This window comes from Janibacter terrae NBRC 107853, from assembly GCF_001591405.1.
Taxonomy (GTDB): domain Bacteria; phylum Actinomycetota; class Actinomycetes; order Actinomycetales; family Dermatophilaceae; genus Janibacter; species Janibacter terrae.
Genome location: NZ_BCUV01000007.1, coordinates 1,236,858 through 1,248,792 on the forward strand (window position 1 = coordinate 1,236,858; position 11,935 = coordinate 1,248,792).

The window sequence follows — 11,935 nt, forward strand, 5'->3', positions numbered from 1 at the left end:
ACCGATCCCCCTTCGTCCCCACCCCCAGGAGCACGCAGTGACCTCGACCCGCATCCGGACCCGATTCACCGAGCTCTTCGGCATCGACCACCCCGTCGTCCAGGGCGGCATGCAGTGGGTCGGCCGGGCCGAGCTCGTCGCGGCCGTCGCCGAGGCCGGCGCCCTCGGCATGCTCACCGCCCTCACCCAGCCGACGCCGGAGGCCCTCGCGGCGGAGATCGCCCGCACGCGGGAGATGACCGACCGGCCCTTCGGCGTCAACCTGACGATCCTGCCGACGATCACCCCACCGCCGTACGACGAGTACCGGCAGGCGATCGTCGAGGGCGGCGTGCGCATCGTCGAGACGGCGGGCAACCTGCCGGCCGAGCACGTCGAGGCATTGCAGCCGCACGGAGTGAAGATCGTGCACAAGTGCACGACGGTCCGGCACGCGCTCAAGGCGCAGGCGCTCGGGGTGGACGCGGTGAGCATCGACGGCTTCGAGTGCGCGGGGCACCCCGGCGAGGACGACGTGCCCGGTCTCGTGCTCATCCCGCGGGCGGCCGACGCGCTGACGATCCCCTTCATCGCCTCCGGAGGCTTCGGCGACGGGCGGGGTCTGGCTGCGGCCCTCGCCCTGGGCGCCGACGGCATCAACATGGGCACGCGGTTCATGGCGACGGTCGAGGCGCCGGTGCACGACAACGTCAAGCAGGCGGTCGTCGCCGGTGACGAGCACGCCACAGAGCTGATCCTCCGCCAGCTGCGCAACACCTCCCGGGTGGCGAGCAACGCCGTGAGCCGCGAGGTCGTCGCGCGACTGGAGGCGGGGGCCGACTTCGCCGACGTGCGCGAGCTCGTGGCCGGCGCCCGCGGCCGAGGCGTGTACGAGACCGGTGACCTCGACGCGGGCATCTGGAGCGTCGGCCTCGTCCAGGCACTCGTCACGGACGTCCCGACCGTGGCGGAGCTCGTCGATCGCATCGTCGACGACGCCGCCGGGGTGATCGCCGAGCGGCTGTCCGGGCTCCTCGTGACCGAGCCGGCGGGGGTCTGATCGTGGCAGCCTCCCGGGTCGCCGAGGTCGCGGCCGCGCAGACCATGCTCTTCGTGCCCGGAGACCGCCCGGAGCGGTTCGCCAAAGCGGTGGACTCCGGTGCGGACGTGGTCGTCGTCGACCTCGAGGACGCCGTCGCCCCCGAGGCGAAGGAGGGGGCGCGCGCCGAGGTCGTCCGCTGGTTCGCCGGGGGAGGGGCCGGCATCGTGCGGGTCAACGCGCCCGACACCCCGTGGTTCGAGGACGACGTCGCGGCGCTCGCGCCGCACGTCGACGTGGTGCTGCTGCCCAAGGCGCAGGACCCGTCCGTGGTGTCCGAGCTCGTCGCCCGCCTGCGCCGGGAGCGTCCGGACGCCGGCGTGCTCGCGCTGGTCGAGACCGCCGCGGGGGTGCTCGCCGCAGCTGCGACCGCGGCGGTGCCGGGCGTCGTGCGCCTGGCCTTCGGCAACTTCGACCTCGCGACGGAGCTGGGGCTCCACCCGGACGATCGCGACACGCTGCGCTCGCTGCGCACCCAGCTCGTCGTGGCCGCCGCGGCGGCCGGTCTGCCCGCGCCGGTCGACGGGGTGAGCGGCGCCATCGACGACGCCGCGGCGATCGAGGCGGACACGCGCGACGCGCTCCGCGGTGGGTACGCCGCGAAGCTGTGCATCCACCCGCGGCAGGTGCCCGTCGTGGCGGCGGCGCTCGCCCCCTCGGCGCAGGAGGTGGCGTGGGCGCAGCGGGTCGTCGAGGCCTGGGAGTCCGCGACCTCCGGGGCGGTGGCGCTCGACGGCACGATGGTCGACAAGCCGGTCGTCGACCGGGCCCGCCGGGTCCTCGGGGCGGCCGGGCGCGGCCGACCCTGACCCGGCCCTTCACGGCAGAGGGTTGAGCGGAATAGACTCAACTCTGGAGAGGTTGCTCCCAGCAGAGACCCCCACCAGCCGTGAAGGAGACCCATGGAGCTCAAGCCGACCGCCAAGGTGGCCGAGGCGATCGCCCTCGCGCAGCGCGCCGCGCAGACCGAGGGGCACCCGGAGATCACCCCCGCCCACCTCGTGAGCGCCCTCGTGCGCCTCGACACCCCGCAGTGCGACACCCTCCTGCAGGCCGCCGGGACCGGCGCCGCCCACGTGCTCGGCCAGGCCGACCGGGCCGTGGCGGCGCTGCCGACCACGAGCGGTGCCGCGGCCTCCCCTTCGCTCGGCCGGGAGGCGCTGGCCGTCCTGCAGCAGGCCGACACCCTCATGCGGGCGAAGGGGGACACCCACCTCGCCCTCGACCTGCTCCTCCTCGCGCTCGCCGAGGGCGGCCACCTCGCGGCGGTCGAGAAGCGCGGTGCCGCCGACATGGAGGCGAAGATCGACGAGCTGCGCGGTGGACGCAAGGTCACCTCCGAGACCCCGAGCGAGGGTGGCGAGTCGCTCGAGCAGTACGGCACCGACCTCACCCAGGTCGCTCGTGACGGCAAGCTCGACCCGGTCATCGGTCGCGACGCCGAGATCCGCCGCGTCGTCCAGGTGCTCTCTCGTCGGACGAAGAACAACCCCGTGCTCATCGGCGAGCCCGGCGTCGGCAAGACCGCCGTCGTCGAGGGCCTGGCCAAGCGCATCGTCGACGGCGACGTGCCCGAGTCGCTGAGGGACAAGCGGCTCGTCAGCCTCGACCTCGCGGCCATGGTCGCGGGTGCGAAGTACCGGGGTGAGTTCGAGGAGCGGCTCAAGGCGGTGCTCGAGGAGATCAAGAGCAGCGACGGGCAGATCATCACCTTCATCGACGAGCTGCACACGGTCGTCGGCGCCGGCGCCACCGGCGAGGGCGCGATGGACGCGGGCAACATGCTCAAGCCGATGCTCGCCCGCGGCGAGCTGCGGCTGGTCGGCGCGACGACGCTCGACGAGTTCCGTGAGCACATCGAGAAGGACCCGGCGCTGGAGCGACGCTTCCAGCAGGTCTTCGTCGGCGAGCCGAGCGTCGAGGACACCGTCGCGATCCTGCGCGGTCTCAAGGAGCGCTACGAGGCGCACCACAAGGTCGAGATCGAGGACACTGCGCTCGTCGCGGCCGCGACCCTGTCCGACCGGTACATCAGCGGTCGGCAGCTGCCCGACAAGGCGATCGACCTCGTCGACGAGGCGGCCTCGCGGCTGCGCATGGAGATCGACTCCAGCCCGGTCGAGATCGACGAGCTCTCCCGCGCCGTCGACCGGCTGAAGATGGAGGAGCTGCACCTCGCCCGGGAGAGCGACGACGCGTCGAAGGAGCGCCTGGAGCGGCTGCGCCAGGACCTCGCCGACAAGAGCGAGGAGCTCGCCGGGCTCACCGCGCGGTGGGAGGCGGAGAAGACCGGCCTCAACGCCGTCGGTGACCTCAAGGCGCGGCTCGACGACCTGCGCACCCAGGCCGACCGGCTGCAGCGCGAGGGTGACTACGAGGGGGCGTCGCGCCTGATGTACGGCGACATCCCCGCGCTGGAGGCCGAGCTCGCGCAGGCCAGCGAGGCCGAGGCCAACCGCGACGACGACCTCATGGTCAAGGAGCGCGTCGGGGCCGACGACATCGCCGAGGTCATCTCCGCCTGGACCGGCATCCCGGCCGGGCGCCTGCTCCAGGGCGAGACGGAGAAGCTGCTGAGCATGGAGTCGATCATCGGCTCACGCCTCATCGGCCAGACCGCGGCCGTGCGGGCGGTCTCCGACGCGGTGCGCCGCTCGCGGGCCGGCATCGCCGACCCGAACCGGCCGACCGGCTCCTTCCTCTTCCTCGGCCCGACCGGTGTCGGCAAGACGGAGCTGGCCAAGTCGCTCGCGGACTTCCTCTTCGACGACGAGCGTGCGATGGTGCGCATCGACATGTCGGAGTACGCCGAGCGGCACGCGGTCGCGCGCCTGATCGGTGCGCCTCCCGGCTACGTCGGGTACGAGGAGGGCGGCCAGCTCACCGAGGCCGTGCGGCGCCGTCCGTACTCCGTCGTGCTCCTCGACGAGGTGGAGAAGGCGCACCCCGAGACCTTCGACATCCTGCTGCAGGTGCTCGACGACGGCCGCCTGACCGACGGTCAGGGGCGCACGGTGGACTTCCGCAACGTCATCCTCGTGATGACCTCCAACCTCGGCAGCCAGTTCCTCACGGACCCGCTCATCGAGCAGGAGGCGCGACGCGAGTCGGTCATGGGCCTCGTGCGGCAGTCCTTCAAGCCGGAGTTCCTCAACCGGCTCGACGAGATCGTCATCTTCGACGCACTGACCCGTGACGAGCTCGGCCACATCGTCGAGCTGCAGGTGCGTGAGCTCACCACCCGCCTGGCCGACCGGCGGATCGGGCTCGAGGTCACCCCGGCCGCACGCGAGTGGCTCGCCGAGACCGGGTACGACCCCGCCTACGGCGCCCGACCGCTGCGTCGCCTGGTGCAGAAGGAGATCGGTGACCGGCTGGCCACCGCCCTGCTCGCCGGTGACGTGCGCGACGGCTCGACCGTCGTCGTGGACGTCGATGACGAAGGGGGGCGGCTCTCCCTTCGCTGAGGGCCGAACCGCCGGCACGGTCGACGAGGGCCCACGGACCAGGAGTCCGTGGGCCCTCGTGGCTCACGCGAGGACGTCGACGCCGGCGTGGTCGGCGATGCGCTCGGACAGGTCCGCGAGGTGTGCTCGCCGGTCACCCCACGTGCGGGTGATCATCGTCAGCCGGGAGGTCAGGTGCCCGACCGGGTGCTCAGCGGTGACCCCGATGCCTCCGTGCATCTGGATGGCCTCCTGGCCGACGAGCCGGGCTGCCCTGTCCACGACGACCAGGGCGCGCAGGACGGTGTCGACGTCGAGGGGTGACTCGTCGACCACCATCGCGGCGTAGAGCGTCGCGCTGCGGGCCAGCTCCAGCTCGGCGTACATGTCGGCGGCCCGGTGGGTCAGGGTCTGGAAGCTGGCGAGGCTGCGGCCGAACTGGGTCCGGGTGCGCAGGTACTCCGTCGTGAGGCGCAGGGCTTCGTCCATGGCGCCGATCGCCTCGGCGCACAGGACCGTGTGGCCGGAGGCGAGCGCCTCACGGAGCGCGGTGTCGGCGGCCGGCCCCTGCCCGAGCAGGGTCGCAGGGGTGGCGTCGAGCACGACCTCCTGCGTGGTCGCACCCGTGGTCGACACGAGGAAGACCCCGGTCCCCGCGTCCGTGGCTGCCGTGACGACCAGGTGGGTCGCGGACGGGGCGTAGCGCACGGGCGACTTGGTGCCGGTGAGGGTCCACGCACCGTCGGCGCCGGTCGCGGTGACGTCGGTCGGGACGGGGGACCACGCGCGCATCGGCTCGGCGAGCGCGGGAACCGCCAGGACCTCTCCTGACGACAGGCCGGCGAGGACCTCGCGGCGGACCTCGTCGGTGGCGAGGGAGCGGACGAGCGACCCGGCGACGACCGTCTCGGCGAGCGGTACCTGCACTCGGGACCGGCCGACCTCGGTGGCGGCGGCGGCGAGGTCGGCGAAACCGGCGCCTACCCCTCCGTCCTCCTCGGACCAGAGCAGAGCCGGCACGCCTGTCTCGACCAGACCCGACCAGACGGTCTCGTCATGGTGAGCAGGGGCGGCGGAGTCGCCGCGCTCGGCCGCAGGGGAGCCGTGGCGGCGCAGCACGCCGCGGACGGCATCGGCCAGGGCACGTTGCTCGTCGGTGGGGGTGAAGTCCATGGGTCAGCCCTTCAGTCCGAGGATGGTCGCGGCCACGATGCCGCGCTGGACCTCGCTGGATCCGCCGTAGATCGTCGCCTTGCGGTAGTTGAGGTAGGTGGGGACGCTGCGCGCGGCCCAGGCCGGCACGGAGTCGAGCTCGTCCCAGACCAGGCCCATCGGGCCGCTGATGTCCACCGCCAGCTCGAGGACCTCCTGCTGGAGCTGGGAGCCGCACAGCTTGAGGATCGAGGACGCCGGGTTGGGCCGGCCGTCCTCCGAGGTGCCCGAGACCCGCACGACGGTCAGCTCGAGCGCCATGAGCCGCGACTCGAGGTCGGCGAATCGCGCGGCCGTGCCCGGGTCGTCGAGGAGGGTGCCGTCGCCGAGGCGCACCTGTCGAGCGTGCTCCTTGAGCTCGACGAGCCAGCGCTTGACGAGCCCGGTGTTGGCGACGCCCACGCGCTCGTTGCCCAGCAGGAACTTCGCGTAGTCCCAGCCCTTGTTCTCCTCGCCGACGAGCTGGTCGGCCGGTACGCGGACGTTGTCGAAGAAGACCTCGTTGACCTCTTGGCCCCCGTCGAGCGTGCGGATCGGCCGGACCGTCACCCCCTCGCTGCGCATGTCGAGCAGCAGGAAGGAGATCCCGGCCTGCTTCTTGGGTGCCGCGGGGTCGGTGCGGACGAGGGCGAACATCCAGTCGGCGTGCTGCGCGAGGGTCGTCCAGGTCTTCTGGCCGTTGACGACGTACACGTCACCGTCGCGCACAGCGGTCGTGCGCAAGGACGCGAGGTCCGACCCGGCACCCGGCTCGGAGAACCCCTGGCACCACCAGATCTCGGCGGTGGCCGTCTTGGGGAGGAACCTCTGCTTGAGCTCCTGGGACCCGAAGGTCGCGATGACCGGCCCCACCATCGACGCGTTGAAGGGGAGCGGCGGCGGGACACCCGCTGCCTGCAGCTCGGTGTTCCAGATGTGCTTCTGCAACGCGGTCCAGTCCTGACCGCCCCACTCCGTCGGCCACCCGGGCGTGGCGAGACCCGCCTCGGCGAGGGCTGCCTGACTGCGTCGGATGTCCTCTGGTCCAAGTTTCTCGCCCGCCCCGACCTTGTCGCGGAGATCCTGGGGGAAGGTCGTCGTGAAGTACTCACGCAGCCGTTGCTGGAAGGCCGAGTCGTCGGCTGAGAGGCGTCGATGCATGGGGTCAGGCTAGTCGGGACGACCTCCGGTTGCTGGCAGGGTGGACCCGTGCGACCACGCCATCACGTCCTCGTCGTCGGGGGCGGCATCGCCGGCCTCGCGCTCGCCGCGGCCCTCGACCCGCGCCGGGTGCATGTCACTCTCGTCGAGGAACGCCCCGAGCGGGCCGGGCACGGCACCGTCCTCGCCCTGTGGCGCGGCGGCCGATCGGCCCTCGACGACCTCGGGGTCGGCGAGACGGTCCGGCGCACCGCGCTGCCGGTCGAGCGGGCCGCGCTCCGCTCGGCGGACGGCGCCCCCCTCGTCGCCCGCCGCGACCTGCCGTTGTGGTTCGTCCCGCGCCGCGATCTCGTGACGTCGCTCGAGGCGGGGATCCCCCCTTCGGTCACGCGCACGACCCGGCAGGTCACCGACCCGCGCGCGCTCGCCGCGGAGGTCGGCGCCGACCTCGTCGTCGGGGCCGACGGGGTGCGCTCGGTCTGCCGGCAGCAGGCCTTCGAGGGCAGCGCGCCGGTCGTCACGGAGTGGATCGCGCTGCGCGGCCACCTGCCCGGACCGCCGACGACGAGCGCCACGGAGTGGTGGGGGCCGGACGGCCTCTTCGGGACGACGCCCGGCCCACAGGGCGTCGCGTGGTTCTGCGCGGTGCGCGCCGACCACCGGGGCGTCACCGTCGACCCGGCGGAGGCGGTCGCCGCCGCGCGGGGCCACTTCGGTGACTGGGACCCCACGGTCCGCGACGTCCTGGCCCGCGTCGGCGATGCCGCGGACGTCCAGCGGGTGCTCCTCGCGCCGCCGATGCGCACGATCGTCGACGACGGCCTCGTCCTCGTCGGCGACGCCGCGCACGCGATGAGCCCCAACCTCGGCCGCGGCGCCAACGAGGCCCTCCGGGACGCGGTCGTCCTCGCCGAGGAGATCCACCGCCGGGGGACGAAGGGAGCCCCCCTCGCCTACAGCAGACGCCGCCACGCCTCCGGCCAGGTCCTGCGGCTCACCGCGACCGTCGCCCTCCGGGCGGCGACGAGCCGCCGCGGCCGCGGTGTGCGCGACCGAGCGCTGCGCCTCGTGCCCTAGTCTCTGGCGTGTGGACCACGACCACCTGGACGTCGCGCGCGAGCGCGTGCGCCTCCACCTGTCGCGAGGGCTCTACGACGCGGCGCTCCAGGACGTCGATCAGGCCCTGGCGAGCGCCCCGGACGACGCCGAGCTGCAACGCCTGCGCGTCGTCGCCCTCCTCGACTCCGGTCGCTCGCAGTGGGCCCTCGACGCGGCCAACCACGCGCTCGTCGCCGACCCGGACGACCCGACCCTGCACCTCCTCGCGTCGATGGCCCTGTCGCGACTCGGCCACCACGGCGACGCCGTCGCGGCCGCCGGCGAGTCGGCGCGGCTGGCCCCCTTCGAGCCGGAGCCGCAGCGCCAGCTGGCTCGCGCCTACGCGGCGGGCGGTCCGCAGTGGTCCGCCGAGGCACGGCTCGCCGCCGGGCGCGCCCTCGAGCTCGGTCCCCGTGAGGCCGACAGCCACCTGGCGATGGTGGACGCCGTCTTCCCGCAGGGCCGCCGACCCGGACGGCGCGACCTCGAGCTCGCCGAGCACCACGTGCGCGCCGCCCTCGACCTCGAACCCGAGTCGCCCATGGCGCTCAACGAGCTCGCGCGCATCCAGATGGCGCGCCGGCGCCCCGCTGCGGCCGCCGGCACCCTCGCGCGAGCCGTGTCGGGGTCACCTCAGGAGCAGCTCTTCCACGCCAACATGGACGTCGCCCTGACCAACAACGTGGCGATCGCGCACTGGGCGCTCTTCCTGTCGGTCTTCATCATCGGTCGGATCGACGCGATCCCGGAGCGCCCCCGCTTCGGGATCATCGCCGGGCTCTCGCTCCTCGCCGTCGGGTTCATCGTCGTGCGCCTGCTGCGCGAGGTGCCGACCGCCCGCGGTGCCTACCTCCGCGGCTTCGCGCGGCGGCAGCCGCTCGTCGCGATCTGGGCCTGCCTGCTCCTCGTGGGCGTGCTCGCCTTCCTCCTCGGTGCGGCGACCGGCTTCGCCGGGGCCTACGGCATCGGGGTCGGCTGCCTCCTCGTCGGCGCGGTCCTGTCGTGGGTCGCCTGGGCCCGCAACCGCTAGGCGTGCCAGCCGGGGGAGCGGCCGAGCGGGTCCACGCACAGCTCGGCCTGGGGCGGGTGGCGCAGGCGCTCGCGACCGTCGAGTCCGGCCTCGCGGCGACACCGGACGACCCCGAGCTGCTCACCCTGCGTGCCCGCGCGCTGCACCAGCTCGACCGCGGCGCCGAGGCCCTGCGCGCCGTCGGCGAAGCCCTCGCCGTCGCGCCCGACGAGCCCGGGCTGCACATGATCCGCTCGTCGGTCCTCCACGTCCGCGGCGACCGCGCCGGCGCCTACGAGGCGGCGGTCGAGGCGACGCGGCTGGCTCCCTTCGCCCCCGGCCCGCACCGGCAGGTCGCGCTCGTGCTCGTGCAGGACATCGGGACCCGGGAGCGAGCCGTGGCCGTCGCGGCGCACGCGCTCTCGCTCGACCCGGGCGACCCCGACAGCCACGTGACGATGGGCATCACCCTCTGGCCCAGCTCGCCCGGAGGCTCCCGGGCGCAGCGCGACGCGGCCCGCTGGCACCTCATGGAGGCCCTGCGTCTCGACCCCCACCACGCCTGGGCCATGACCGAGCTGGCCCGCACGGACCTGCGCGGCGCCCGCATCGGGAGCGCCACCTCCCGCATCGTGCGTCAGGCCGCGCTCGACGACGGCCGGTCCGCGGGGTCGATGGACCTGGTCCTCGTCTTCCTGCTCGGGCTGTGGACCGCACTGGTCGTCGGGCAGCTCGTCACGGTCATGGCCACCGGGTCGCTGCCGTGGGTCGGGCGTGCCGTCTCGCTCCTCCCGCCGCTGCTGCTCGCCCTGCCCGCGCTCGCCTGGGCCCGCGCCGTCCCCCGAGGACGAAGGGCGTACCTGCGCCGCTTCTCCCGTGCCCACCGCGTCGCCACCGGTTGGGCCGTCGTCGTCACCGTCGCGTGCGTCGCGGCGATCGTCATCGCCTGGAGCCGGTGGTGAGCCGGGTGTCGTGGAGGATGGGCCCATGAGCGACCTCATCGACTCACTCGCCCGCGCCGTCGGAGCCAGCCCGCAGGACCTGCCGCTGCGTCTCCACCTCGCGCAGCTGCTCGTGGACGCCGGCCGCGGCGACGAGGCCGTCACCCACTGCGCCACCGTCCTCCAGCAGGACCCGGCCAACGCCGCGGCGCGGGAGCTGATGGCCGCGGCCCTCACGCCAGGGCCCACCTCACCCGGGCCCACCACGCCCGCGCCTGCCCGCTCCCACGACGGCTTCGACTGGAGCGCCGCCGAGGGGGAGATGGGCGACATCTCCCCGCAGCCGATGTTCGTCGACGGCGACCCGGGCGCGTCCGAGGTCGCCGCGCACGACCTCGAGCGTCCCGCGATCACGCTCGAGGACGTCGGGGGCATGCAGCAGGTCAAGGCGCGGCTCGACGCGGCCTTCCTCGCCCCCCTTCGCCATCCGGAGCTGCGCAAGGCGTACGGCAAGTCGCTCAAGGGCGGCATCCTCCTCTACGGTCCGCCCGGCTGCGGCAAGACCTTCGTCGGCCGCGCCCTGGCAGGCGAGCTCGGCGCCGGCTTCGTCAACGTCGGGATCAGCGACGTCCTCGACATGTACACGGGCCGGTCCGAGCGCAATGTCTCGGAGATCTTCGAGTTCGCCCGCTCGCACGCGCCGACGGTCGTCTTCCTCGACGAGCTCGACGCCATCGGCGCCAAGCGTGCGACGACGCACAACAGTGGCCTGCGCACGGTCGTCAACCAGCTGCTCATGGAGATGGACGGGGTCGAGGCCGACAACGAGGGGGTCTTCGTCGTCGGCGCGACCAACCAGCCGTGGGACGTCGACGCGGCCCTGCGCCGCCCCGGCCGACTCGACCGCACGCTCTTCGTCGCCCCGCCCGACGAGGAGGCGCGGGCCGCGATCTTCCGCCACCACCTCGCCGACCGGCCCGTCGAGGGCGTCGACGTCGCCTGGCTCGCGCGCCGGTCGCAGGGCCTCTCGGGCGCCGACATCGCGCACGTCTGCGAGACCGCCACCGAGTTCGCCCTCATGGAGGGCGCGCGCACCGGGACGATGCGCTGGATCGGCATGGCCGACCTCAAGCGCTCGCTCGGGGAGGTGCGCCCCTCCACCGGGCCGTGGTTCACGTCCGCGCGCAATGTCGTGGAGTTCGCCAACGTCGATGGTGCCTACGACGAGCTGCGGGACTGGATGCGCAAGAACAAGGTGCGTTGACCCGGGTCACGTCCGCACCGGGACCGGTGCCCGCAGCGGTTAGGTTGGCCGACATGCGACGACGACTCCTGGTGGCCGCCGTGCCCCTCGCCCTGGCACTGCCGGCCGGCTGCTCGGCCTTCGAGGACGCAGCCCCGCCCGCAGAGGCCCTCGAGACGGCGCGCACGGCCTTCGTCGACGCCGGTGCGGTCGGCTTCGACCTCAAGCAGTCCGCCATCCCCAAGGGGCGCGACGGCGTGTCCGCGGCGGACGGCTCGGGCATCGTCGACACGACCACGCCCAAGTTCCAGGGAGAGGTCACCGGGGTCATCCGGGGCAACTCCGCAGGCGTCGAGATCATCGCCGTCGACGACAAGACGTGGATGTCCTTCTTCACCAAGGACTTCAACCCGGTCGACATGTCCGACCTCGGCGCGCCCAACCCGGCCGAGTTCTTCCGCCCCGGCAGCGGCGTCGACCAGATCCTCGCCGGCACGACCGACGCGAGCGAAGGGGAGCGCACCCGCGCCGGCGACACCGTCCTGCAGGAGTACACCGGCAAGGTCCCGGCCGAGGACGTCCACCGACTGTTCGCGCTCGGTGAGGGCGCCGACGACTTCGACGTCACGTACGGCATCGAGCCCGAGAGCGGGGAGCTGCGCTCGGCGGAGATCACCGGCAACTTCTACGAGGAGCAGGAGACGACCTTCACGCTCAAGATCAAGGACTACGGCAAGGCCGTCGAGATCTCCGAGCCCGCGTCCTGAC

General features: G+C 73.4%; 10 protein-coding genes. 8 read left to right on the forward strand and 2 right to left on the reverse strand.

Annotation, left to right across the window (positions count from 1 at the left end; translation table 11 throughout):
* Positions 1-37 precede the first annotated feature (37 nt).
* The 3 genes from JT1_RS15685 (at position 38) to clpB (ending at position 4,545) form a co-directional block, all read left to right on the forward strand.
* Positions 38-1,039 carry an NAD(P)H-dependent flavin oxidoreductase gene (locus JT1_RS15685; RefSeq protein ID WP_303621118.1) on the forward strand — a complete coding sequence of 334 codons (1,002 nt, stop codon included), beginning with the start codon at positions 38-40 and terminating at the stop codon, positions 1,037-1,039.
* 2 nt (positions 1,040-1,041) lie between these two features.
* Positions 1,042-1,887, forward strand: coding sequence for an HpcH/HpaI aldolase/citrate lyase family protein (locus JT1_RS15690; protein ID WP_218005612.1), 846 nt, complete (start codon positions 1,042-1,044; stop codon positions 1,885-1,887).
* Positions 1,888-1,980: 93 nt separating this feature from the next.
* Entirely contained in the window at positions 1,981-4,545 is a 2,565-nt protein-coding gene (clpB, locus tag JT1_RS15695; protein WP_068328636.1) for an ATP-dependent chaperone ClpB, read from the forward strand.
* Positions 4,546-4,608: 63 nt separating this feature from the next.
* Here the strand turns inward: clpB and JT1_RS15700 are convergent, their stop codons facing one another.
* Positions 4,609-5,697: an acyl-CoA dehydrogenase family protein gene (locus JT1_RS15700; protein ID WP_068328640.1), complete on the reverse strand. Its 1,089-nt coding sequence runs from the start codon at positions 5,695-5,697 to the stop codon at positions 4,609-4,611.
* 3 nt (positions 5,698-5,700) lie between these two features.
* Positions 5,701-6,876, reverse strand: coding sequence for an acyl-CoA dehydrogenase family protein (locus tag JT1_RS15705; protein WP_068328643.1), 1,176 nt, complete (start codon positions 6,874-6,876; stop codon positions 5,701-5,703).
* Between the two features lie 48 nt (positions 6,877-6,924).
* Here JT1_RS15705 and JT1_RS15710 point away from each other — a divergent pair, with 48 nt between their 5' ends.
* Genes JT1_RS15710 through JT1_RS15730 form a run of 5 tightly spaced genes read left to right on the forward strand, consistent with a single transcriptional unit; the run spans position 6,925 to position 11,934 of the window.
* Positions 6,925-7,953, forward strand: a complete 1,029-nt coding sequence (locus tag JT1_RS15710; RefSeq protein ID WP_068328646.1) for an FAD-dependent monooxygenase — start codon at positions 6,925-6,927, stop codon at positions 7,951-7,953.
* Positions 7,954-7,963: 10 nt separating this feature from the next.
* Positions 7,964-9,004 carry a tetratricopeptide repeat protein gene (locus tag JT1_RS15715; protein WP_068328656.1) on the forward strand — a complete coding sequence of 347 codons (1,041 nt, stop codon included), beginning with the start codon at positions 7,964-7,966 and terminating at the stop codon, positions 9,002-9,004.
* Between the two features lie 2 nt (positions 9,005-9,006).
* Positions 9,007-9,945: a tetratricopeptide repeat protein gene (locus tag JT1_RS15720; protein ID WP_169702036.1), complete on the forward strand. Its 939-nt coding sequence runs from the start codon at positions 9,007-9,009 to the stop codon at positions 9,943-9,945.
* 25 nt (positions 9,946-9,970) lie between these two features.
* On the forward strand, positions 9,971-11,188 hold the full coding sequence (locus JT1_RS15725) for an AAA family ATPase (protein WP_068328664.1): 1,218 nt from the start codon (positions 9,971-9,973) through the stop codon (positions 11,186-11,188).
* Positions 11,189-11,241: 53 nt separating this feature from the next.
* The gene (locus JT1_RS15730) at positions 11,242-11,934 is read left to right on the forward strand and encodes an LppX_LprAFG lipoprotein (protein WP_082807715.1); all 693 of its coding nucleotides are present in this window, start codon (positions 11,242-11,244) and stop codon (positions 11,932-11,934) included.
* Position 11,935: the final 1 nt, after the last annotated feature.